Origin of the sequence: Thermosynechococcus sp. B1 (assembly GCF_030322985.1) — a bacterium.
In the GTDB taxonomy this organism is placed as follows: Bacteria; Cyanobacteriota; Cyanobacteriia; order Thermosynechococcales; family Thermosynechococcaceae; genus Thermosynechococcus.
Map to the genome: position 1 here is coordinate 1,522,735 of NZ_CP096573.1, position 22,185 is coordinate 1,544,919.

The following is a 22,185-nucleotide window of genomic DNA, read 5'->3' on the forward strand; positions in this document are numbered from 1 at the left end:
ATTCCGCATAATTGAAGATGGAGCTATTTTAAGCAACTTTTTCTCACCCCTTTGCAACAGTGTCCTCCCCATCCTCCCCTCCTTCCCTGACTGCTGAATCTCGCCTCACTCGACTTTTCAATCAATTACAACCGCCCCCGGAAACCGTCGTACTGGTCTTGGCAGTGCTGATTGGCGGTAGTGCAGGGCTGAGTGTGCTGCTGTTTCGTTACCTGATTGAGACAATTCATCACATGGCCCTTGAAGACTTGATGGGGCTGATGGGTCGATGGGGCGCTTGGACACTGGCCTGTGTTCCTGCATTAGGGGGCTTGCTGGTGGGGATCATCCGCCAGTTTGTCCAAGAGTTTAGTCCCAACTTGGTGTCATTGATGGGTGCCGTAGAAGCGGGCAAGGAAATTCCCTTCATTCGTCCCATGGCCAAAACCCTTGCGGCGGCGATTTCCCTTGGTACAGGTGCGTCCCTTGGTCCAGAAGGCCCCAGTGTGGAAGTGGGCGCCAACATCGGTATTCTCCTTGGTCAAGCGCTGAAGGTTTCCCGAGAACGGCAAAAGTTGCTCCTCGGTGCAGGGGCAGCGGCAGGGTTGGCAGCAGGCTTCAATGCCCCGATCGCTGGCGTGTTCTTTGCCCTAGAGGTGGTATTGGGCACCACGTTTGAAACAACGGCTGTGAGTGTGGTGCTTTTGGCCGCTGTGATTTCTGCCCTGATTACCCAAATTGGCTTGGGGGCACAACCCGCCTTTGATTTGCCCACCTATGAGGTGCGCAGTTCCCTTGAGTTGCCCTTGTATTTGGGCTTGGGACTGTTGGCCTACGGTGTCGCCGTTGCCTATACCCACTTGCTCCAGTCGCTCCCCCAAGTCTTTCAGGGGAAGATACCCCCCCTGCAGTTTTTAGGTCGCATTCCCCTACTGCTGCGTCCCCTTGTGGGTGGGTTATGTGTTGGCCTTGTGGCTTTGCATTTACCGCAAGTGCTGGGCGTTGGCTATGAAACGGTGGAAGCAATTCTCAGGGATGTGAACCTCTCCCTCGGTTTGTTGTTGGTATTGCTGCTGGCCAAAATGGTACTGACGGCAGTGAGTCTTGGCAGTGGCTTGGTGGGGGGCATCTTTGCACCAGCCCTATTTCTGGGGGCTTCCCTCGGAGCTGCCTACGGTAAGGTGTTGCCGATCCTGCTACCCATGTTTGCCAACAGTATTGCTGCTCCTGCCGCCTACGCAACGGTGGGAATGGCCGCCGTCCTTGCCGCTAGCGTCAATGCCCCCTTAACCGCCATTTTGCTACTCTTTGAAATGACGCGGGACTATCGCATTATTTTGCCTCTGATGGCAGCGGTGGGCTTGAGTGTCTGGCTAGTGAATAGTTTGAGTGTTCAAAAACGGGGCGAACTGCCCGCATTGGCACCCAGCGCTCAGACCCAGAAGGAGGAGCAGGAGGAAATTCCCCCCAATCTTTCTGTGGCGGAAGCCATGCAATCGGAGGTGCTGTTTCTTAGCGAAGCGACGCCTGTGGTTGCAGCTGGCTTACAACTCATCGAAAAAAAAGCCTACTGCGCCTTTGTGACCGATAGTCAGCAGGACTTGATGGGGTTGGTCACCCTTGGGGATATTAATCGGGTGCTGACCCGTTGGGAAGCAGATCAGGAAACAACCGCCTATCAAACGCAAACGGTGGGGAGTGTCTGTACGCGAGATCTGTTACTGGCCTATGGGGATGAACCCCTGAAGGACGCCCTCGATCGTATGGCAGCGCGGGATTTAAGGCAGTTGCCCGTGGTCGATCGCCAGAACCCGCAACGGGTGTTAGGCCTACTCACCAGAGAGAATATCCGCCTTGCCTATTCTCTGGATCAAACGCGACGTAAGCTTTTGCCCTATTTAGAGTGGGCGATGCTGTCGCTGCCCCTAGAACCCGCTGCTTCAGATCTGGTGGAGACCTCCCATTAACTGGGAGCGCAGGTGAATGACCTCGCCAATGACAATCAGGGCAGGCGTTTGAATCTGTGCCTCGTCATAGGTGGCGATCGCTCGCTCTAGGGTTGTCACCACCACCCGTTGCTGCGGTGTTGTCCCTGATTCAATAAAGGCCAAGGGCGTCTGGGGCGATCGCCCACCCGCCAAGAGTTGCGGCACAATTTCCCCCAGATGGTGGAGTCCCATGTAAATCACAATCGTATCCACCGCCGTAGCCAGAGCCGACCAATTTACACGCGGTTGATAGCGACCAGCAGCCTCATGGCCTGTGACAAAAACCACCGAAGAACTAAAATCCCGATGGGTGAGGGGAATGTGCGCATAGGCAGGTGCAGCCACCCCACTGGTGACCCCCGGCACCACTTCGACAGTAATGCCAGCCTCGACAAGGGCAAGACACTCTTCACCCCCTCGGCCAAAGACAAAGGGATCACCCCCCTTGAGGCGCACAATCACCGCATGGCGCTGAGCCAAGTCAATCAACAGGCGGCAAATCTCCCCTTGGGACAGGGTATGGTTGCCCCGCCGCTTGCCCACATGAATTTTTTCCGCTTCGGGGTTGATCAAGTTAAGAATTGCGGGGCTAATCAGCGTATCGTAGAGCACCACATCCGCCCACTCCAGTAGCGTCTTGGCACGCACCGTCAGTAGCCCCACATCGCCGGGGCCTGCGCCCACTAAATATACTTTGCCAATTAATTGCGATGAAGTCATTCTTAAATCAAACCTTGTATAACGGTTTCTATCTGCCGAAAAGCTAGAGTGGCTCACTCAGCAGTCACCAGTTCTGCCGGTAGCGCTTCCCACCCTTGTCCCTTGCGTACCAGTAGCGGGGGGTCAACGGTGAGATCAAGGATACTCGACATTTGCTGTCCGGGGGGGTCGCCGGTATCAATCATTAAATCCACCCGTTTGTCAAAGGCATCGAAGAGATCTGCGGTATTCACGTAATACGTCTCGTCGTCAGGCAGTCGTGCTGAGGTGGAAATAATCGGATTCCCCAAGGCGGTCAACAGCGCTTGGCTCACAACGTGGTCAGGTACGCGAATCCCCGTGGTTTTGCGTTTGGGATTTTGGACAAGGCGGGGCACCAGTTTGGTAGCGGGGAGCAAAAAGGTGTAGGGGCCTGGGATCAGGCGACGCATGAGGCGATAAGCGGCATCGCTGACATAGGCATACTGGGCAATGTTGGAAAGGGAAGAGCACAAAAAAGTGACGGGTTTATCGTTGGAGAGTTGCTTGAGTTGGCGTACCCGTTGCACCGCTCCTTTGTGGTTCATGTCGCAGCCAATGGCATAGACGGTATCCGTGGGGTAGAGCATGACTGCCCCTTCCTTGAGAGCCTCAACAATTTGGGCGATCGTGCGGGGCTGGGGGTTAACGGGATGAAGCTCAAAAATCGCTGCCATTCAAAGATCCGCAAGGGCACTGCCGCTATAACGTAGTTTTAGTTTAACGGCAATAGCACGGGCGAATGCACCTCATCTAGTGTTTTGAACTCAGTGTCCGTTTCGGGGAGCCAACTCTGGGTCAAAAAGGGGATAAGGGCAGGTTTCAGGAAAAGTGCTCAGCGGTAAACCCGTTTGCGCTGCTGCTTGGCGGCGAGCGCGCTCATAGCTTGTGGCAAGTTGGCTGGCTGGATAATCCCGCAAGCTCGGACTATCAGCTATAGTCAGCTCAATTTGAGTGCGGGCATCCGTGATCGCATCCAACCAACTATCAGAGCGGTGCTGGGGTTGATATTGCCACTTTAAGAGGTGTAGCAACAGACGAGTTAACTGGCTATTGATGGCGCGCCGTTCACTTTTGCCCAAGTCCTCTACCTCAGCAATGAGATGGGGCAGATCCAACTCTTGCCATCGTCCTTCTCGCAATAATGCCACTGTTTCTACAATCCATGCACTGTAATCTTGATCGTACTGCTGCTTCATTGTTCCTAGATAAGGCGTGCCAGCATGATTCTTAGATGCAATTTTCAGAATAGCGGAACTACAAGACGGTACTCGCGGTCTTTAGCTCTAGCACTATGTAGAGTACAGTACACTAGATTGGGTTAGTGGATGGTTCTCAATGAAAAACTCCTTGCGCTATCTCCTGTTTGGCTTGGGTGTGGGGTTGGCGATCGCCCTTGTGCCCCGTTTACCTGTTTTGCACTCTCCCGATATGGTCATGGCGCAGGGAACCAGTCAAACCATTTCCCCCCAAGGGCTGGCGAACCACCTCAAGAAAATCAATGCCAAGATGTACGGTGCCTACTGGTGTCCCGCTTGCATGAAGCAAAAAGAACTCTTTGGCAGCGCTTTCAAAAGTATCAACTATATTGAGTGCGATGCGCGCGGTACCAATGGCCAGCCAGAACTGTGCAAACAGGCCAATATCCGTGCCTACCCCACATGGGAAATCAACGGTAAACGCTATGAGGGGGTCTATCCCCTAGAGGGTCTAGCTCAGCTTTCGGGGTATCAGGGGCGCTAATGCTCTTGAAGCCTAAAAACTCTTTATGAGGAGAGAACTTGGTACCAATTTTTATCGTCGGCTGTCAATTGATTGTCTTGTTGTTTATCATCAAAAAGTAGTAGGGCGTTTGCGCTAGTCAGCGATCAAAGGTACTTAAGTCATTCTTGTGATTAGGATCACGGGAAAAACGTGCTTTCGATCACCAGTTAACGATATGTTGCCTTTTATGATGCAGGTATGTTAGAACCTCGCAGTTGTGCCCCTGAATTCCAGCACGGTCGGTAGCGGCGTGGCTTAGGAGCGCATATTCCCCATGAATACTTGGATAAAGGCAAACGACTACCAACTGATTTACGACCACTTGCTGGAATGTGTGCAGCACGAGAGTCCGCAGCAAGTCATTGAGCGGTTTCGTGCCCTTTTTCTCATGGGCTATACCTATCCCGATCGCCAGATTCAAGAGGCGATGGATCGGATTGTGACGGGGGCACGGGTGGCAGATAATTTTCGTCCCTTTATGAACCGCTGCTGCCACATTTTGATTAACCGCTGGCAGTCGCGTCCTTTGCTCCAAGGGGCAGTTCCCGAATTTCTGGCTATGCTGCAAACGCCTGTGGCGATGCCGGCGGGGGGTCTGAGCCGGGCACCGATTGTGCGTAAGCTGCGGCTGCTCCTGAAGGATTATTTAGAGAGTGAAGCCTTTCAGAAGCTCCAGCGCATGGTGCAATTTCTGCAAGAAGATGCCCAAGACGTTTCACAGATTCAGCAAAATAGCGATCGCCCCCTTGCTACCTTAATTCGCCGCTATCCCTATCTCTATAACCACTGCTTGGTGGGCGATGACACGACACCCGAAGACCTGCGCTACATTCAAGACTTTCAGCAAAAGGCCACTCAGCAGTTTGAAATGAACCTGAGTCAATACCTCACGAGTGAGTTTCGCCGTGCTCAGGGGCATAACAATATCCCACTGGTGAAAAATCCCACGTTGCTCTCTGCTGAGGAAGTCAGAACCTCGATTCAACACTTTGTCGGTAAGGTGGATGGCCGCCACACCTATCGCGACTTGGCCAGTCAATTTGGACAGCGGCTGCAACGCCTGAAATCCACCCGCGACTTTCGGGATGCCTTCTTCCACTACTTGACGGACACCACAGCGGATGTGGGGCGGGGTCGCTTTCGCCAGCGCTTTTACCAGTATTTGGAAACGCTGCCCATCTTTCAGCAGCCACAACCTCTGAATGAATTTACGATTGTGCGCACCTGTAGCCAAACCCTCAACTACTTAGTGGTGGATAGCGCCCAAAATCCTAACCATCTGGTTTTTGTTGACTTGCTCAATACCATCGGCACAGCGGCAACGATTGGCTTATTGCTCAAGGTTGTGCTCCTCAGCAAGAAAGTAAAACCCTACCTTGAAAAACGCTTTGCGATCCTGTTTAACCACTATCAGTCCTTTAGTCGCGGCAAGGTACGCTGGCTGGTGAATTGCCTAGAGTATTTTAATATCGCCCATGTCACCCACTTTGGTAAGTTGGATTTTTCCTTCTTTGCCCGCTGGTAGGTGACTCTATTCCAAGTCCTCAGCCAAGACCTTGGCGATCGCCACCTGAGATTGTTGGCGAAATTGACTGACATCCACTCGTTTCAGAAGTAAGACAGCGGCCAGCATTCCCAGCATCGGCAGACAAAAGACAAAGCCATAGGCGAGGATCGGCACGCCAAACAGTTGACGCCCAATATCAAGGGCCGTTCCGCCGACAACAGTCGCTGATCCCCGGGCAATGGCCTGCGCTAAGCCCCAAGCGCCAATAAATGTCCCCGCTGTTTCCGCCGCCGTTAAGTCCAGCATGAGACTGAGGGCACCCGTTGTTGTCACCCCAGCGGCAATGCCAAAGAGAAAGAGTTGCAACTGAAAGAGCCACACCTGCTGCGTGACGCCTGAGATGATCAAGAGCAAGAACATCAAGGCCACCCCCCAACAGCCATAGGTGGTGGTGCGGATCTTGCCGAGGCGGGGCACAATCAAAAATCCGGTGAAACTTAGACCCACAAGGGTACCCATGCCCCAGTAGGCATTCAAGCGGGTGGTTTCGGCGATCGTCATGCCAAAAACTTCACCGCCAAAGGGTTCCAGAATCGGTTCCTGAATAAATAAACTCAGGGTCATCAGGACAAGGAAGAGAAAAAAGCGCCACGTTTGGGAGTTGGCCGTGAGAATTTTCAGGGCGCGACCAAGGGTAATGTTTTCCGGGTTGTCACAGGCACGACTGCGCACACGGTAGCGGGAATACTTGGCCTCAACCCCCCAGGTGCTGGCGATCGCGAGTGCAAAGACCACTGTCAAAACCACCAAAAAGAGGCGATTCACACTTTGTTGCAGCAGTTCAATGGGGGTGTCTAGCTCCAACTGCCGCAGCAGCACACTACTGAGAATGGCACCGACAACAATGCCCACGGTCAACATGGACCAGACAATGCCCACCAATTTGCCCCGATCTTCCTCTTCGGAGACATCCACGAGCAGGGCAGCAAAGGGGGTCGAGCTACTACTGACACAAATGCCATAGGCGGCAAAGAGCAATCCCAATAGGCCAATCCACCCTTGGGTGACGAGACTCCAGCCCGCTTGATCTAAACTCTGCCCCACCTGCCAGATCACTTGAACAATCGCGTAGGTGACCAACGTAAAGGCCAAAGCCCCACCCCAGACATACCCCGTGCGATGATAGCCGCCAATGGGATGGGCATCGGAGAGCTGGCCAAACCACACGCGCACCGGTGAGACAAATTGATGCATGGCGATCGTCAGCGTCACCAATGTGGCCGGCACCGCCAGTTCTTTAATCAGGATGCGGTTGAGCACCCCCAACACCAGAATCGACATCATCCCCAGTGCCATCTGAAACAGACCCAAGCGAAACATGACCCACAGGGGCAGCGGCGGGGGTGCAGCGGCAGAACGAGTGGCCATACCTCACTCAACTCACATCACTGATAGAAGATGATAAATGATTTTCAGGGCAAATTTAGATTGCCATCAAGAAGGAAATCGTCAATGATACAACTAGGGCAATCAGTGTCAAAAAGAGCGATCGCTTCAAAGATTCCGTATAAGCAGACATGGGTGGCATCACCTCATCAGTAGGATGTTTTGGGCTGTGTCCAATCGATGGGAAAAGGACTGTATTGTGTTAAGTTGTAGTCTTTTATTGTACTGCCTTTTTTCTGGGGGTCTAAACCCGACAGGGCAGGCATCCATTACATCAGGACGTATCACATCAATGGGGATCAACCTACGCTCACCATTATTCATTGTTTTACTCACAATTGTCATCGACCGTTTGGGTGAGAGTCTGATTTTCCCCATTTTGCCCTTCCTTGTGGAGCGATTTAACTTTGATGCCTTGAGCTTGACGCTGTTATTTTCTGCCTTTGCCGCTGCTCAATTTATTGCTGCTCCGCTACTGGGTGCCCTCTCGGATCACTGGGGACGTCGCCCGGTGTTGCTGATTTGCATTGCCGGCACGGCTCTGTCCTACATTCTCTTTGCTGTGGCAACGGTGCCTTGGCTGCTCTTTGTCTCGCGGATTATTGATGGCCTCACGGGGGGCGTGGTTTCAACGGCTCAGGCCTATATTGCCGACACCTCCGCTCCAGCAGATCGGGCTAAGAACTTTGGTTTAACGGGGGCAGCCTTTGGCATTGGCTTCATTTTTGGGCCGGCCATTGGCGGCAGTCTAGCAGCCATTGATCTCAAGTTGCCGATTTGGTTTGCCGCTGTTTTGGCACTGGTCAATGTGGTGTTGGCCTACTTCATCTTGCCGGAGTCATTGCCCGCAGCCCAGCGATCGCCCCTGACCCTAAAGAGCTTTGCCTTGCAGCAGCAGTGGTTGGAGCTATTCAATCAACGCACCCTCCAAGCCTTACTCATGGCCTTCTTTATTTTCAACTTTGCCTTTGCTGGCTTTACCAGCATCTTCGTCCTCTTCTTGAAGCGGCAATTGAGTTGGGGACCTGCCCAAGCGGGGATCATTTTTGTGATTATTGGCGTGGTGAGTACGATTGTGCAGGCGGGCTTGATTCGCTCATTGATTCCTCGCTTTGGCGAGCAGCGCTTGAGCTTGGGGGGATTGCTACTGGTGGCCTTGGCCTTGTTGGGGATTGCCGCTGTTCCCAGTCGGGGCAGTTTCAGCGTGCCGCTCCTCTACAGCTGTGTTGTGGGCTTGGCCTTTGGGGTGGGCATCATGTTGCCCTCCCTGCGAGGGGTGATCTCCAATCGGGTGCGAGATCAAGATCAGGGGAAAATTATTGGCGCTAGCCAATCGCTCCAAAGTGTGGCGGGGATTGCTGGACCGGCATGGGCAGGGTGGGTCTTCGATCGCTGGGGTGGGGTGGCGCCCGCTTGGCAAAGTAGTGTGATGATGGCGATCGCCCTTGGCTTTTTGGCGCTGGGATTGGGCAAGCCCAAGGATGCGACCCCTAGCACTCTCTAAGCAAAATATGTCAAACTGCTAAGCAAAGACCTTTATTCGCCCATTTTTTCAACCTTTGAACCCTCTCGAAGCTCACCTATGATGCGGTTGTCTTTTCCTCAGCCTTCTCGACAGCCCCGTTGGCTCCATGCTTGGCGACGATCGCTCCGCTATCACTATTTGCGCTTGATGCGCTCCCACAGTAGCACTGAGAGTATTGCCCGTGGCCTTGGGGCAGGGGTCTTTGCTGGCATGCTTCCCCTCTTTGGGGGTCAGATGCTCATTGCGGTCAGTGTAGCGCTCCTCGTGCGGGGAAATAAGCCCTTGGCCGCCCTTGCCACTTGGGTGAGCAATCCCTTTACCTATGTGCCCTTGTATTGGTTTAACTTTCAGGTGGGCTGGTGGCTGATGGGGCAGCCTGCCCTATCTTTTGGCGAGTGGCAATCTTGGGAAAAGCTCCTCGAACAGGGGGGGCAAATGGCAACGATTCTGATTTTTGGCAGTGTTTGGGTGGGCGTGATTGCCGGACTCCTCACCTACGCCCTGTGTTTGCGGCTGTTACCCACCCTGCGGCAACGCTTTCGGCGGCGTTCTGCTATGGCTGCTGTAAATTTTCTAAACCGGCCACAACCTTAGCGGATTGCAGGCGATCGCCCTGTTGGATCGTGTCCACCACGTCCATACCATCGGTGACATAGCCAAAGACGGCATAATTGCCATCCAGAAAATCCAGTTGATCAAGGGCAATATAAAACTGGGCTGAGGCCGAATCGGGGAGTTGCGATCGCGCCATGGCCACCGCACCGCGCGTATGATTCAGAACGGGTGAGACTTTGCCCGCTTGGCTATAGGTGGGGGTGTCACTGCCCTGACCAAGAATTTCTAGGGGAATGTAGCGGGGGCGATTGGTCGCGGGGTCAATGAATGAACCCGTGCCGTAGAGTTGCGGCGACACACTGGGGTCTTTGCTCTGGGGATCCCCCCCTTGAACCACAAAGGGTCGGGGTTCACGGACGACGCGGTGAAAAATCGTGCCATCATAGACCCCCCGCTGTACTAAATCCACAAAATTGCCAGCGGTAATCGGGGCAGCATCCCCCTTCACTTGAATCGTAATCGGGCGATCGTTGACTGTCAGTACAACCGTTGCATCGCCATTGAGTCGAGGTAAATTGGCCATAGGGGTTGGGCTTTGTGCTCCTGGAATTGAACTGGTGTCAGCCACTGAGGAGAGTGACGCGCAACTCACCAGCAGAAGCACACCGAGCACCATCACCAACTGTGGCAGAAATCGGGGCAATCTTGTGCCGAACTTCAGGGGTTTCATTGACCAGCCACTCCAAGCTAACCGTTCTATTATGCCGTGCCCTTGCGCCTTAATGACTGCGGGGAAGGGGTTGCTGTGTCGGCTGCTGCCGCAGTTGCACCAAGGGTTCATCGGGGTTCACCAAGTCAATAAAGACCATTTGGCGGGGATCCAAGTACTGAGGTAACTGCTTGAGGCTGGCTAGGGCACTGAGTTGTTTCTTAAATGTGGGACTATGCCACTGCACCACCCCAAGGTGAACCGGCGCGAGGGGGGTTTGGACAATTAGATTCTGTTCATTGCGCCAATCTAAACCCGTAATCGGTAGATCCTGCTGCTGGAGAATCTGGTGAATTTGCTGCCACTGCTGCTGGCGATCGCCATCCACGGCCAATGTCTGCGGGCGCGGCGCATCCTTAACGGGTACAAAATACCCCTGCAACTGGAGTGTGGGCATTGGCTTCACGGCACTGGCTTGATAGCTACTCAGCGGGGCAACAAATCCGAGACCATCCACCAACCAGCGACTGGCAGGCCCTTGCAGCTGCCCGGTTGCACTCATTACCCAGCATTGATTACAGGTGGCCACTGCGACAGGCTTGCGTTCTTGGACTTCGACAATCAGTGTCGGCGGAAAGAGTTGGCGGGCGATCGTCACCCGTTGCAGAGGCAGCGTCGTTTCTAAGGCATGAATGATCTCCTGTGGCCGCAAACGCAGCAGTGACTCCGGATACTCAAGGGGCAATTGTGCCTGCAACGCTTCCGTTTTCAGCAGTTGATTGCCGCGAATCACCACTTGCTCCGGGCGGCGGATAACCCAGTCCGGCAGCGTCAGTCCCCAAACCAGTCCCCCTGTTAAGGTCAAGAGGACACTGGTACGCCAAAGCCCTGCCAGTTGCCGCCAGCGGCGTTTACTTTGCAATTGGCGGCGCCGTTCCCGAATGGCATCATGAGCCGTTGTCCCCTGAGGAGTGGGATTTACCATGGCCACGGCCTCAGTCTTGAGGAAAATTGGAACTTAGGATCCTGCACGGGCTGTCATTACTTGGTGATAAGATACGCGATGTTGATTGTCCGCTTGACTGCCTCTATCTTAGTAAAGGGTTCGCACCATGCCCCTGAATACATTTGCTCACTGCTCAAGATCATCGCTGCTCCTTGGGGTGTTACTACTGGGGGTACTCCCGCGGGCAGTGTTTGCTCAGAATCAATCTTCTAGCCCCAATGTCCAGATTGTGAATCCCACACCCCCACCCAGCTCCTCAATCTATACCCTTGAGGGGGGCAAGCGCTTGATGGATGAGGCTGCCGCCGCAGTCAATAGCCAAAATTATGCCGTCGCCGCTCGCAAGCTGCTGGAAGCCCGTACGGTGATGAACCAACTCTCGAACTTTTACCAGTCCCTCAACTCTAGCTTTTTGGGGATTGATACTGCGGCTGCCGATAGCAACCGTCGCCGTGCCCTAGAAGCAGCACAACTGCGCGATCAAGCAACTTTTCAACTGGCTTTGGTCTATCGCGCCAATAACCAACCTGAGCTTGCCGTGCCCCTTTTGGTGGAAATTATCCGCAGCCAAAACCCCACCCGTGAACTGGGACAAAAGGCCTATCAGCAATTGCTAGAATTAGGTTTTGTGGATGTGCCCTTTCCGCGTACGGGGGCAATTCCTTCCGGAACGCCTGCGGCGAGTCCACCGCCAGCCACTTCTGCCAATCCCCAACCGCGTCAGTAATTCTTCATGAATGACTCTCTCCTCAGTAATGGCCACGCGCCTCTGTTGCGCCAAGCCACGATCGATCGCCAGACCAAAGAAACTAGCGTTCACGTTGAACTGGTTCTCGATGGCAATGGTCGAGCGGACAATCACACGGGGATTCCCTTTCTCGATCACATGCTGGATCAGCTTTGCTCCCACGGCCTTGTGGATTTGCGGGTGCAGGCCACAGGCGACACCCATATTGACGACCACCACACCAATGAGGATGTGGGCATTACCTTGGGGATGGCACTCGATCAAGCCTTGGGCGATCGCCGGGGGATTCATCGTTTTGGTCACTTTGTGGCGCCCCTTGATGAAAGTTTGGTGGAAGTTGCCCTAGACTTCTCGGGGCGTCCCCACCTTAGCTATGGGTTGCAGATTCCCACGCAGCGGGTGGGCACCTATGATACGCAACTAGTGCGGGAGTTTTTCGTTGCTTTGGTGAACCATAGCCGCATGACGCTGCATATTCGCCAATTGGATGGCATTAATTCCCACCACATTATTGAAGCGACATTCAAAGCCTTTGCCCGTGCCCTACGCATGGCGATCGCCATTGACCCGCGCCGCAGTCAGCAAATTCCCAGTTCTAAGGGTGTGATTCAAGCTTAGGCGTGGACGTGCCCATCGGGCATAATCGCTCCCGTGAGGCGTGCCCCGGTCAGTTTCACTAGGAGGCGATTGCCTTGGCTGATCTTTGCTCCCCGTAAATCGGCACCCCGCAGATCAGCCCCACTCAAGTCAGCACCAATGAGATTGGCCTCTTGCAGGTCCGCATAGCTGAGATCCGCTTGCAGCAAATTGGCGCGAAAGAGATTGGCGTGGCGCAGGTTAGCGCGGTGGAGAATCACCCGATGCAAAAAGGCATCACTGAGATCGGCATAGCTGAGATTGGCATGGCTGAGGTTGCGCCCCTCAAAGTCCTTTTCACTCAGGTTGGCTCCCTGTAAATTCACCCCCGACATATCCTTGTGGGGAGGCGTCGTGCGCGGTGGTTCTGGGGGCGGTGGTGCTGCGGTACGTTGGCGTTGATAGGTGCTGTAGGTGTGGTTGTGGTGTTGACTATAGGTGTGCTGCGTGGTTTGCTGCGGCTCACGGGGCGCATGATAGCTGCGATAGGTGTAGGGATTGGATTGATAGCGTGGGGGTGGCGGCGAGGAACGATAGGTTTGCCGCTGGCTAGCAGTCCGCTGGGAGGTTTGGCTGCCGTGTCGGGCAATATGCTGCCGCAGTTGATCCCGCGCTTCATTAAATTGCTTAATTTTCTCCTGTGCCTTCTCGATTAGTCGTGTGTTGTCCTTCGGGATGCGATCGGGATGCCAAATAAACACCAAATCCCGATAAGCTCGGTTCACTTCCTCGAGGGTTGCCCCCGGCTCCAACTCCAGTACCCGGTAGCAGGTGTCTAAATCGAGCATTTTCTGACGGCTTATCATGGATATTGATGATCTTAACCACGGGACTGCTCACCTAGGGTTGCGAAAGAATGCGTTAGTATGAACTTATGTAAAGACTTTTCACTTTTCCTAGCGGAGGATGGCGATCGGTGAATAAACAATGGCGAAACGCAGGTTTATACGTTCTTCTTGCAATCGTGGTGCTGGCCTTGGCCACTGCCTTCTTTGATCGCCAACCCACGACCAAACAGACATGGCCCTACAGTGAGTTCATCCAACAGGTCGAAAGTAAGCAAATCACCAAAGTCAGTATCACCCCTGACCGCTCCCAAGCTCAAGCTATAACCCAAGATGGCACGCGAGTACTCGTCAATCTTCCCAATGACCCTGAACTCCTTGACATTCTCACAACTAACAATGTGGACATCGCTGTCTTGCCCCAAAGCAACGATGGCTTCTGGTTCCGCGCCCTGAGCAGCTTGCTTGTTCCCATTGGTCTTTTGGTACTGCTCTTTTTCCTACTGCGGCGTGCCCAAGCAGGTCCCGGCAACCAAGCGATGAACTTTGGTAAGTCGCGGGCACGGGTACAGATGGAACCCCAAACCCAAGTGACCTTTAATGATGTGGCTGGGATTGATCAGGCCAAGCTGGAACTGGGGGAAGTGGTGGAATTCCTCAAGTACGCCGATCGCTTTACGGAAGTGGGCGCCAAAATTCCCAAGGGCGTCCTCCTTGTGGGGCCTCCTGGAACGGGTAAAACCCTGCTTGCGCGGGCAGTGGCTGGTGAAGCGGGCGTTCCCTTCTTCTCGATTTCGGGTTCGGAGTTTGTGGAAATGTTTGTGGGGGTGGGTGCCTCACGGGTGCGCGACCTCTTTGAACAAGCTAAAGCCAATGCCCCTTGTATTGTCTTCATTGATGAGATTGATGCCGTTGGTCGCCAGCGCGGTGCCGGTCTGGGCGGTGGCAATGATGAACGGGAGCAAACCCTCAACCAATTGCTGACGGAAATGGATGGCTTTGAGGGGAATACGGGCATCATTATTATTGCCGCGACAAATCGTCCGGATGTTTTAGATGCAGCGCTGTTGCGTCCGGGGCGTTTTGACCGTCAAGTGGTGGTGGATCGTCCTGATTACAAGGGTCGCCTCGATATTCTCAAAGTCCATGCCCGTGGCAAAACCCTCGCTAAGGACGTGGATCTCGACAAAATTGCGCGGCGGACGCCGGGCTTTACCGGTGCGGATCTCGCGAACTTGCTCAATGAAGCGGCCATTCTGGCAGCTCGCCGCAACCTGACTGAAATCTCGATGGATGAGATTAACGATGCCATTGATCGCGTCCTCGCGGGCCCTGAGAAAAAAGACCGCGTCATGAGCGATCGCCGCAAGAAGTTAGTCGCCTACCATGAGGCGGGTCATGCCCTTGTCGGTGCCCTGATGCCCGACTACGATCCTGTCCAAAAAGTGAGCATCATTCCCCGGGGGCGGGCAGGTGGTCTGACTTGGTTTACCCCCAACGAAGATCAGATGGATTCGGGTCTCTATAGCCGTGCCTACCTGCAAAACCAAATGGCTGTTGCCTTGGGGGGTCGCATCGCGGAAGAAATTGTCTTTGGCGAAGATGAGGTGACAACGGGTGCCTCAAACGACCTGCAACAGGTGGCACGGGTGGCGCGGCAAATGGTGACGCGCTTTGGCATGAGCGATCGCCTAGGACCTGTGGCCTTGGGACGGCAAACCGGGAATGTCTTCCTTGGCCGCGACATTATGGCAGAACGGGACTTCTCCGAGGAAACGGCTGCCACCATTGATGACGAAGTGCGCAATCTCGTCGAGCAAGCCTATCGCCGTGCCAAAGAGGTCTTGGTGAACAACCGCCATGTCCTTGACCAAATTGCCCAAGTGCTGATTGAAAAAGAAACGATCGATGCTGAGGAACTCCAAAGCATCTTGGATCGCAACGATGTGAAGATGGCAACGATTCCCTAGGCTTGCCCTTTGCGATCGCCCCAAGGGTCGTGCTAATGTAGTATTCCTTGGGACTGCGGGCATGGTTTAATGGTAAAACCCTAGCCTTCCAAGCTAGAGACGCGGGTTCGATTCCCGCTGCCCGCTTAACACTCAACTCCTTGAAGAACCTGCATTTTGGCGTATGGCAAAGACTCTGGGATGCTCTTTCAAAGTCTCAAAATAGGCTCAAACTGGATTTAGCACCCTATTCTATTGGTGGCCTATGGCTAGGGTAGCGCTTCTGGATTGATAGATGATTCTCACTGAAAATCTCAATGTCCTCTGGGCGAGCGTCCTCTTTGAAACCCTCTATCGCTTGGGACTGCGGACAGTCGTTCTCTCGCCGGGATCACGTTCTGGACCATTGGCGATCGCGGCTGCTGCCCATCCCCATCTTGAGGCCCTGCCGATTCTTGACGAACGCTCGGCAGCTTTTTTTGCCCTTGGCTTTGTCCAACAGCAGGGACGACCCGTTGCCCTTGTCTGCACTTCAGGAACCGCTGCGGCCAATTTCTATCCCGCGATTATTGAAGCAAGCCTCAGTCATTTACCGTTAATTGTGCTGACCGCCGATCGCCCCCCCGAATTGCGCTTTTGCCAAGCGGGGCAAGCCATTGATCAGGTGCATCTCTATGGTCAGGCGGTACGTCACTATCGCGAACTAAGTCTGCCGGAACTTGCTTTGCTGCCCTACCTGCGGCAAACCCTCTGCCATAGCTGGCAAACTGCCCTCTGGCCAGATCCGGGGCCAGTCCATTTGAATATTCCCCTGCGGGATCCCCTTGACCTGCGCCCTGAGGCCAATTTTCATGGGGCACTTCCTGAAAACTTCTTTGATCAGGTGCAGCCCTTTGTGCCGCCTCGGGTTGTCACCGCTCTCCCTTGGCAAACATGGCAGCAGATGCAGCGGGGGTTAATTATTGCGGGGCCTAGTCATGGGGTGGATTCTCTAGCGGAAGCTGCCGCGATTGATCGCCTGAGTCGGTTTCTGCAGTGGCCAGTGCTTGCCGATGCCCTCTCCTACGCACGGGGGCTGCCCCACAGTATTACCCATTACGATCTGCTACTGCGAAATGCCCACCTACGGGAATCCTTGCGTCCTGAAGCAGTGATTCAACTGGGACCGCTGCCCACCAGTAAGACCCTGCGGGAGTGGCTGAGTGCCTGCGATCCGCTGATCTGGTGCTTTGACCCCACGGGCGATAACAACAATCCTCTCCATGGTCGCTGTCAGACGCTGGCGATCGCCCCCCAAGCGGTGGACTGCCCCCCCGACCCCCTACCCCCCAACCCCTACCTCAAGGACTGGCAAGACCACGATCAACGAGTACATGAGCAACTGCAGCGAACCTTTGAGGCCATTGATTGGTTCTGTGAGGCCAAGCTGATTTACCATCTGCCGCAGTGGTTGCCATCGCAAACGGCGATTTTTGTGGCCAGTAGTATGCCCGTGCGCGATGTTGAGAGGGTTTGGCGGGCGAGCGATCGCCACCATCGTTTTTACTTTAATCGAGGCGCCAACGGCATTGATGGCACATTATCTAGTGCCCTTGGGGTTGCCCATCGCGGTCAACCGACCCTCTTGATCACTGGGGATCTGGCCTGCTTGCACGATACCAATGGTTGGCTGATCACGCCACAGTTTCAGGGGTGTCTCACTGTACTGCTGATCAATAACAACGGCGGTGGTATTTTTGAGCATCTACCGATTCGGCAGTTTGATCCACCCTTTGAGGCCTTTTTTGCCACCCCCCAAGCGGTCAATTTTGCCCATCTTGCAGCGGCCTACGGTATTCCCTATCACTGCTTACAGGATTGGGCGGATGTGCAAACCCAACTTTCCCTTGCCCCTTGGCCAAAAATACGGCTTTTGGAATTTAGGAGCGATCGCCACCAGAACGCCCAATGGCGACAGCAGGTGCTGGCTCACCTTGGGATCTGACTTGTGGTATCTCAGTGGCTGTGGATGTGGTGGGAGAGCAACTGTTCCTCCAGAGCAGCAATCTGGTTGTAGGCCGCCGTGAGTTGTGCCGTGAGCCGTTGAATTTGAATCTCTGGACTCAGGGGGCGATCGCTACTGAGGTTGCGTGTTTGGCTATAGTCATCATCCACCAGAATATCCTTGTGCTCTGGGGTACTCACCAAGGGGCGAGGTTTGGGCAGGGGATTCTGCTCAGTGGAAGTTACGGGCAGAGGCTTGAGCCGCCCCTCCTCTAGGGCCTTAGAAACCTTTTGGTTGAGTTGTTCAACGATCTGGTAGAGGGCATCAATTTTGTTACTCAGAACCAGAATCTGCTTATGTAATAAATCCACAGGTCAAATCCTCTCGTGGTGAAATGCTGTAGTTGTCAACTCAACTGCCTCTGGAGAAAATAGCGGTGCAAGGCATTCCTAACCCTAGGCACTAGAAATACGCTTGATAAGATAAATTAGGCATTTCTCCAAGCGTAGGGTGCCTAGAGCTAGGAGCATCGAGTGCGGAGACCAAGCTTGCCGAAAAACAAGGATATTACTATAGATCCAGCCTAGGGAAAGTCACTCGCCAATGGCAACTTTTTCAAAAAGACTTAAGACCAAGTAAACTTTTGTAAAAGTATGGATTGTTTTATCAATGCAGAACACCTGCCGACAAGTAATATTCCTAAAGAACTTCACACTTGGCTGAGCGAGGGTAGCTAGCTTTAACTCTCTCACTTGTTGTTTGATATGGGTTGATCAACGTTCTATCAACTGCCCCAGCCTTTGGAGACGGACAGTGGAAATTCAGCGACTAACCCTAAAAAACTTTAAGACCCACCGCGATCGTACGTTTGAGTTTCTGCCCGGTGTGAATGTCATCTGTGGCGAGAATGGTGCGGGCAAAACCAGTCTTTTTGAAGCCATTGCTTGGGTGCTCTTTGATGCTACGTCGGGGTATGGCAGTGGCTTTAATAAGGTCATTATTCGCAAGGGCGCTAAACGTGCCGAAGCCACGGTGCAGTTTATCTCAGCGGTGGATGGTCGCTCCTATGTGGTACGGCGCAATACGCAAATGGGGTACGCGATTTTTGACCCCCAAGTGGGAGAACTGGGGCTATCACTGCGTGAAGATGTCCAAGCATGGTTGCGGGAGCACCTTGGTATCCGCAGTGCCTTTCCCCTCAAGGATCTCTTTGAGCAGATCATTGGCATTCCCCAAGGGATGATCACGGCGGATTTTCTCAAGCCACCCGCCCAGCGGCGGCAAGTTTTTGAACCGATTTTGCAAGTCAGTGACTATCGCCAAGCCTTTGACAATGCCCTTCCCCTCGTGAATTTTTCCCAAGAGCAGGTGGTGTCCCTAGAGCGGCAGTTGGCGGTGCAAAAACAAGAACTGGCCACGCGATCGCAATATGAACAACAGGCAACCGCCTTGGCAGCGGAGCTAGAGCGCGATCGCCAGCAGTGCGAGGAATTACACCAACAATGTCAGGCCTTAGCCACTGAAAAACAGCAATATGAAGCTGCCGTTGAAACCCTGAACCGTCTTGCGCAAACCTGTCAGCGCCTCGAAGCCCAACTCCATCAGCAGGAGGAACTGTGTCGCGATCGCCAGCGCCAGTTGGCCGCAGCTCGCAATAGCCAAGCCCAGTGCCAGCAACTGCAATCCGACTATGATCGCTATCGGCAGCAGGAGAGCCGCTACCAAGAACTCGAGCAGCAACTGCGGGGACGAGCTGCCCTTGAGCAGAACATCCGCAAGCTAGAGCAACAGCAACACAAGCTGGCTACCCAATTGGCCAGTATTGAAAGCCAACGTCAAGCGATCGCCACCATTGCCAGCCAACTCGCGGCCCTTGAACCCCAAATTGCTGCTGCCGACGCCCTCGATGCCGAAATTGCCCCCCTTGAGGCGCGCTACCAACAAGCCCAGCAGGCGGATCAAGAACTGCGCCACCTCAAGCAACAAGCGGCAACGTTGCAAGCCCGCCTTGAGGAAATTGCGCAACAGGTGCAAGCCCTAGAGCAACAGCGTCCCATAGCCGCCACCTTGAGCGCTAAACAAGCAGAATGGGAGCGACTCCAAGCCCAACTCAGCCACGCCACCGCCGCCCATGCCTTTGCTGCTACCCTCGATCCCATTCTCAAGAGAGCGCAAACCCAAGCCACGGAAACGGATCCCCTTGTAGCGGCAGCGATCGCCGAACTCACTGCTGCTCAGCAATTTGCTCTAGTTCGCCCTGCCATTGAACAGGGGCTAACGGCACTCCAACAGCTGCAGGAGAACTACCGTTGGCTTTTGGATCAACTCACGGCACTGCGACAAACCCTCACGGATCCTGCCGCTATTCCTGCCCTCAACCAAACGTTAAAACAGTTAGAAACTGACATTGCCCGTGCTGCCGCCGCAGAACGATCTCTCTTGCAAGCCCAAGCCCTTGAGGAGGAACGCAGCCGTTTGGCAGCAGAGCTTAAGCAGTTGGGCGATCGCCAGCAAGCCCTAGAACCCCTGAGTCAACAACTCCCTGATCTCGAACGCCGCCTGCAAAAATTACGCCAAGAACGAGCTAACCTTGGTCAACCCCATGCCCAGCGGCAACTGTTACTGGAGCAGCAGGCAGCAGCCCCCCAACTGGAAGCCGACTACGCACGTTTGGGCAGCGAACAAGCCAGCCTACAAGCTCGCCTCACCCCCCTCTATGAGGAACGCCAACATTACGCCACCCTTGAGGAACAGCGGCAACAGCTTAGGGATGAACTAGCTAGCTTGCGTCCCAGCTATGATACCTATCTCCAACACCAGCAGCAGGCCGCCCAAGTAGAGAGCTATGAAGCTGCCCTGCGAACAGCCACCCAATCCGCCCATGAATTGCAAGCTGCCCTTGCCAAAGTCCAAGCAGAGTACAACGCCCAAGAGCAGCGGGTGGATTTGGCCGCTCTGGAAGCCGTGCGCGATCGCTACGAAAACCTACACCGCGAGTATCAACGGCTCCTTGGTGCGATTCCTGAAAAAGAAAAGCAGTACCAAACCTGCCTTGTCACCCTCAAGCATCTTGATGAAGTCGCCACCGAACAGGAAAAGACACTGCAAAAGCTCGTAGCGGCACAAAAACACCACTCTCTGATTGAGACGGCCCGCGAGATTTTCAAAAAGAGTGGCCCCCGCGTCAGTGAAGCCTATCTGCACACCGTTTCCAGCGAAGCCGATCGCCTGCTGCGCGAACTTCTCAACCGTCCCGATGTGGCGCTCCAGTGGACATCGGACTATGAGATTCAGGTGAATGAAGGCGGCTACTGGCGACCCTTCAAAAGCCTCTCCGGCGGTGAGCAAATGTGTGCTGCCCTTGCGGTGCGCTTAGCCTTGTTGCGGGTACTGGTCAACACCGACATTGCCTTCTTTGATGAGCCGACCACCAATATGGATCAGGTGCGCCGCCAACAACTGGCCGAGAGCCTGAGCAATCTCAGAAGTTTTCATCAACTTTTTGTGATTAGCCACGATGCAACCTTTGAAGCCCTCACCGAGCACACGATCCATCTGGAGCGATCGCTCCCTTAGGCGTAGGCCGTGTGGAGTGCCCACCAAATGAGTGCCGCAATAAAGCCAAGAATCAAAACGGCAGAAATCGCGATCATCGCTGGGCTGTCGGCACCATCAAACTTCATAATGCCGCGATTAAAATCCGTGGCCATAGGAATAAACTCCAAGCACCATTGAATCCACAGTAACCAAATTAATTTTAGGCTGTTCTTCTGGCAGTGGGGTTGAGGATAACGACTTGTTACGATTTGTGGCGCTCCCTAAAAACCCTCTTCAATGTGATCAATATCACAGCAGCCCTAGATGAAACAGGCAAAGGTAGAAGTAAGCACACAGCCTAGACCACTTGTTGAAGTGTCACGTTTTGTAACGTTGCTCCTGCCCTAACTCAAGCTGAAGGCGGGGAGTGTTCAGATTTGCAGAGGGGATGAGTTCTTGAGGGCTGTTGAAACACGGGGGATAGAGATAATGAATAGCCTGCAACAGGAACGTCACGTCTTAATTTTGAATACCGTGGGTGGCCGGCGGGCGATCGCCCTTGAGGCAGCGGCCTACTCCCTTGGGCGCGATGAGAGTAATGCCATTGTTATTGACTTTGAAACCGTTTCCCGCCAGCACGCTATTCTCCTGCGGGTACCTGTCCCCGGTACCACCAGCTATCGCTATCGTTTGGTGGATGGCAATGCCAATGGTAAGCCCAGTACCAACGGCACCTTTGTCAATGGCAAGCGCATCAGTAGCCATGAATTGCAGCACGGCGATGTGATTCTCTTTGGTCGTAAAGCCAAGGCTTCCTATCTCATGCTCTCGATGGCGGATACCGAGTTCAGCCAATATCTGCAATCCATTGCCTTCCAAAGCATTAAATCCGATCTGCGGGGTGCCAAGGAAACCCTTGTGGGTATGGAGCTAAGTGGCGAACTGCGGCGAACCCCGAGCCGTGAATTGGTGGCAGCGGCAGCCACGCAGTTACATCCTGAAGCCGAACCCGCAAAAGAGACCTTGGCCAGTGAGAGCGACAGGGAGCCGCAGGGGAACAACAAAGAAACCGTCCATGAAAAAGAGAGCCAAGGCTCAAAAACCAGCCTCGTGGGTCTAGGGGCGATCGCCCTGGTGGTTGTTGCCATTATCGCAGGAGCCGTCTGGCGATCGGGCTTCTCCCCCAGTCAACCGCAGGGTACACCACCTGCCACTCAAACCCGCCACTAGCTCAACCCAGATCCTGCATTGCTTTGATAAATAGTTTCAAAGTATAAACAATTCCGTATAACAGTCGTTCCCCTGAGTCTCTTTGCTAAAATGAAAGCA

19 protein-coding genes, 1 tRNA gene and 1 pseudogene are annotated in these 22,185 nt (G+C 54.0%); 12 read left to right on the top strand and 9 right to left on the bottom strand.

Annotated elements, in window-relative coordinates; genetic code table 11:
- Nucleotides 1-59 precede the first annotated feature (59 nt).
- Nucleotides 60-1,946 (top strand): chloride channel protein, encoded by a 1,887-nt coding sequence (locus tag M0644_RS07710; protein ID WP_286625201.1) that lies wholly within the window; start codon nucleotides 60-62, stop codon nucleotides 1,944-1,946.
- Here M0644_RS07710 and cobA read toward each other — a convergent pair.
- The 3 genes and pseudogenes from cobA to M0644_RS07725 form a co-directional block, all read right to left on the bottom strand.
- On the bottom strand, nucleotides 1,920-2,687 hold the full coding sequence (gene cobA / locus M0644_RS07715) for a uroporphyrinogen-III C-methyltransferase (protein WP_286625202.1): 768 nt from the start codon (nucleotides 2,685-2,687) through the stop codon (nucleotides 1,920-1,922). The genes M0644_RS07710 and cobA overlap by 27 nt on opposite strands.
- 53 nt (nucleotides 2,688-2,740) lie before the next feature.
- Complete coding sequence (locus tag M0644_RS07720; protein ID WP_149819665.1) at nucleotides 2,741-3,382, bottom strand: L-threonylcarbamoyladenylate synthase; 642 nt, start codon at nucleotides 3,380-3,382, stop codon at nucleotides 2,741-2,743.
- 38 nt (nucleotides 3,383-3,420) lie between these two features.
- Nucleotides 3,421-3,904: pseudogene (locus M0644_RS07725) on the bottom strand (DUF29 domain-containing protein).
- A gap of 139 nt (nucleotides 3,905-4,043) precedes the next feature.
- Between M0644_RS07725 and M0644_RS07730 the strand changes: the two are divergent.
- Complete coding sequence (locus M0644_RS07730) at nucleotides 4,044-4,448, top strand: hypothetical protein (protein ID WP_149819669.1); 405 nt, start codon at nucleotides 4,044-4,046, stop codon at nucleotides 4,446-4,448.
- 295 nt (nucleotides 4,449-4,743) lie between these two features.
- Complete coding sequence (locus M0644_RS07735) at nucleotides 4,744-5,994, top strand: hypothetical protein (protein WP_286625205.1); 1,251 nt, start codon at nucleotides 4,744-4,746, stop codon at nucleotides 5,992-5,994.
- Nucleotides 5,995-6,000: 6 nt separating this feature from the next.
- On the opposite strand, the gene M0644_RS07740 is transcribed toward M0644_RS07735, so the two are convergent.
- Nucleotides 6,001-7,404 carry a BCD family MFS transporter gene (locus M0644_RS07740; protein WP_149819674.1) on the bottom strand — a complete coding sequence of 468 codons (1,404 nt, stop codon included), beginning with the start codon at nucleotides 7,402-7,404 and terminating at the stop codon, nucleotides 6,001-6,003.
- Nucleotides 7,405-7,714: 310 nt separating this feature from the next.
- On the opposite strand from M0644_RS07740, the gene M0644_RS07745 reads away from it, so the two are divergent.
- Both M0644_RS07745 and M0644_RS07750 read left to right on the top strand, forming a co-directional pair.
- Complete coding sequence (locus tag M0644_RS07745) at nucleotides 7,715-8,926, top strand: MFS transporter (RefSeq protein WP_149819676.1); 1,212 nt, start codon at nucleotides 7,715-7,717, stop codon at nucleotides 8,924-8,926.
- Nucleotides 8,927-9,004: 78 nt separating this feature from the next.
- The gene (locus M0644_RS07750; protein ID WP_286625208.1) at nucleotides 9,005-9,541 is read left to right on the top strand and encodes a DUF2062 domain-containing protein; all 537 of its coding nucleotides are present in this window, start codon (nucleotides 9,005-9,007) and stop codon (nucleotides 9,539-9,541) included.
- Here M0644_RS07750 and M0644_RS07755 read toward each other — a convergent pair.
- Nucleotides 9,501-10,232 (bottom strand): peptidylprolyl isomerase, encoded by a 732-nt coding sequence (locus M0644_RS07755; RefSeq protein WP_149819680.1) that lies wholly within the window; start codon nucleotides 10,230-10,232, stop codon nucleotides 9,501-9,503. The genes M0644_RS07750 and M0644_RS07755 overlap by 41 nt on opposite strands.
- Before the next feature lie 49 nt (nucleotides 10,233-10,281).
- A complete protein-coding gene (locus tag M0644_RS07760) occupies nucleotides 10,282-11,196 on the bottom strand; it encodes a cell division protein FtsQ/DivIB (RefSeq protein WP_286625209.1) in 915 nt (304 codons plus the stop codon).
- A gap of 127 nt (nucleotides 11,197-11,323) precedes the next feature.
- On the opposite strand from M0644_RS07760, the gene M0644_RS07765 reads away from it, so the two are divergent.
- Together M0644_RS07765 and hisB are read left to right on the top strand one after the other, a co-directional pair.
- Nucleotides 11,324-11,944 carry a hypothetical protein gene (locus tag M0644_RS07765; RefSeq protein WP_206200315.1) on the top strand — a complete coding sequence of 207 codons (621 nt, stop codon included), beginning with the start codon at nucleotides 11,324-11,326 and terminating at the stop codon, nucleotides 11,942-11,944.
- 6 nt (nucleotides 11,945-11,950) lie between these two features.
- Nucleotides 11,951-12,583, top strand: coding sequence for an imidazoleglycerol-phosphate dehydratase HisB (gene hisB / locus M0644_RS07770; RefSeq protein WP_286625210.1), 633 nt, complete (start codon nucleotides 11,951-11,953; stop codon nucleotides 12,581-12,583).
- Here the strand turns inward: hisB and M0644_RS07775 are convergent.
- Nucleotides 12,580-13,389, bottom strand: coding sequence for a pentapeptide repeat-containing protein (locus M0644_RS07775; RefSeq protein WP_286625212.1), 810 nt, complete (start codon nucleotides 13,387-13,389; stop codon nucleotides 12,580-12,582). The genes hisB and M0644_RS07775 overlap by 4 nt on opposite strands.
- Nucleotides 13,390-13,517: 128 nt before the next feature.
- On the opposite strand from M0644_RS07775, the gene ftsH3 reads away from it, so the two are divergent.
- From ftsH3 to menD, 3 genes are all read left to right on the top strand, one after another.
- Entirely contained in the window at nucleotides 13,518-15,356 is a 1,839-nt protein-coding gene (gene ftsH3, locus M0644_RS07780; RefSeq protein ID WP_286625214.1) for an ATP-dependent zinc metalloprotease FtsH3, read from the top strand.
- A 55-nt stretch (nucleotides 15,357-15,411) separates the two neighbouring features.
- A tRNA-Gly gene (locus M0644_RS07785) sits at nucleotides 15,412-15,482 on the top strand.
- 148 nt (nucleotides 15,483-15,630) lie between these two features.
- Nucleotides 15,631-17,319 (top strand): 2-succinyl-5-enolpyruvyl-6-hydroxy-3-cyclohexene-1-carboxylic-acid synthase, encoded by a 1,689-nt coding sequence (gene menD, locus M0644_RS07790; RefSeq protein ID WP_286625216.1) that lies wholly within the window; start codon nucleotides 15,631-15,633, stop codon nucleotides 17,317-17,319.
- An 11-nt stretch (nucleotides 17,320-17,330) separates the two neighbouring features.
- Here menD and M0644_RS07795 read toward each other — a convergent pair whose 3' ends face one another.
- Nucleotides 17,331-17,690, bottom strand: coding sequence for a hypothetical protein (locus M0644_RS07795; protein ID WP_286625218.1), 360 nt, complete (start codon nucleotides 17,688-17,690; stop codon nucleotides 17,331-17,333).
- Between the two features lie 442 nt (nucleotides 17,691-18,132).
- Here M0644_RS07795 and M0644_RS07800 point away from each other — a divergent pair, with 442 nt between their 5' ends.
- Nucleotides 18,133-20,895 (top strand): SMC family ATPase, encoded by a 2,763-nt coding sequence (locus tag M0644_RS07800; RefSeq protein WP_286625219.1) that lies wholly within the window; start codon nucleotides 18,133-18,135, stop codon nucleotides 20,893-20,895.
- On the opposite strand, the gene M0644_RS07805 is transcribed toward M0644_RS07800, so the two are convergent.
- Nucleotides 20,892-21,029 carry a hypothetical protein gene (locus M0644_RS07805; protein WP_024125599.1) on the bottom strand — a complete coding sequence of 46 codons (138 nt, stop codon included), beginning with the start codon at nucleotides 21,027-21,029 and terminating at the stop codon, nucleotides 20,892-20,894. The genes M0644_RS07800 and M0644_RS07805 overlap by 4 nt on opposite strands.
- 316 nt (nucleotides 21,030-21,345) lie before the next feature.
- On the opposite strand from M0644_RS07805, the gene M0644_RS07810 reads away from it, so the two are divergent.
- The gene (locus M0644_RS07810) at nucleotides 21,346-22,086 is read left to right on the top strand and encodes an FHA domain-containing protein (protein ID WP_149819698.1); all 741 of its coding nucleotides are present in this window, start codon (nucleotides 21,346-21,348) and stop codon (nucleotides 22,084-22,086) included.
- Nucleotides 22,087-22,185: the final 99 nt, after the last annotated feature.

Bases quoted from the DNA above. Each gene is read 5' to 3' on its own strand.
- cobA (WP_286625202.1), bottom strand. From the start codon at position 2,687: ATGACTTCATCGCAATTAATTGGCAAAGTATATTTAGTGGGCGCAGGC.
- M0644_RS07720 (WP_149819665.1), bottom strand. From the start codon at position 3,382: ATGGCAGCGATTTTTGAGCTTCATCCCGTTAACCCCCAGCCCCGCACG.
- M0644_RS07730 (WP_149819669.1), top strand. From the start codon at position 4,044: ATGAAAAACTCCTTGCGCTATCTCCTGTTTGGCTTGGGTGTGGGGTTG.
- M0644_RS07735 (WP_286625205.1), top strand. From the start codon at position 4,744: ATGAATACTTGGATAAAGGCAAACGACTACCAACTGATTTACGACCAC.
- M0644_RS07740 (WP_149819674.1), bottom strand. From the start codon at position 7,404: ATGGCCACTCGTTCTGCCGCTGCACCCCCGCCGCTGCCCCTGTGGGTC.
- M0644_RS07745 (WP_149819676.1), top strand. From the start codon at position 7,715: ATGGGGATCAACCTACGCTCACCATTATTCATTGTTTTACTCACAATT.
- M0644_RS07750 (WP_286625208.1), top strand. From the start codon at position 9,005: ATGATGCGGTTGTCTTTTCCTCAGCCTTCTCGACAGCCCCGTTGGCTC.
- M0644_RS07755 (WP_149819680.1), bottom strand. From the start codon at position 10,232: ATGAAACCCCTGAAGTTCGGCACAAGATTGCCCCGATTTCTGCCACAG.
- M0644_RS07760 (WP_286625209.1), bottom strand. From the start codon at position 11,196: ATGGTAAATCCCACTCCTCAGGGGACAACGGCTCATGATGCCATTCGG.
- M0644_RS07765 (WP_206200315.1), top strand. From the start codon at position 11,324: ATGCCCCTGAATACATTTGCTCACTGCTCAAGATCATCGCTGCTCCTT.
- hisB (WP_286625210.1), top strand. From the start codon at position 11,951: ATGAATGACTCTCTCCTCAGTAATGGCCACGCGCCTCTGTTGCGCCAA.
- M0644_RS07775 (WP_286625212.1), bottom strand. From the start codon at position 13,389: ATGCTCGATTTAGACACCTGCTACCGGGTACTGGAGTTGGAGCCGGGG.
- menD (WP_286625216.1), top strand. From the start codon at position 15,631: ATGATTCTCACTGAAAATCTCAATGTCCTCTGGGCGAGCGTCCTCTTT.
- M0644_RS07805 (WP_024125599.1), bottom strand. From the start codon at position 21,029: ATGGCCACGGATTTTAATCGCGGCATTATGAAGTTTGATGGTGCCGAC.
- M0644_RS07810 (WP_149819698.1), top strand. From the start codon at position 21,346: ATGAATAGCCTGCAACAGGAACGTCACGTCTTAATTTTGAATACCGTG.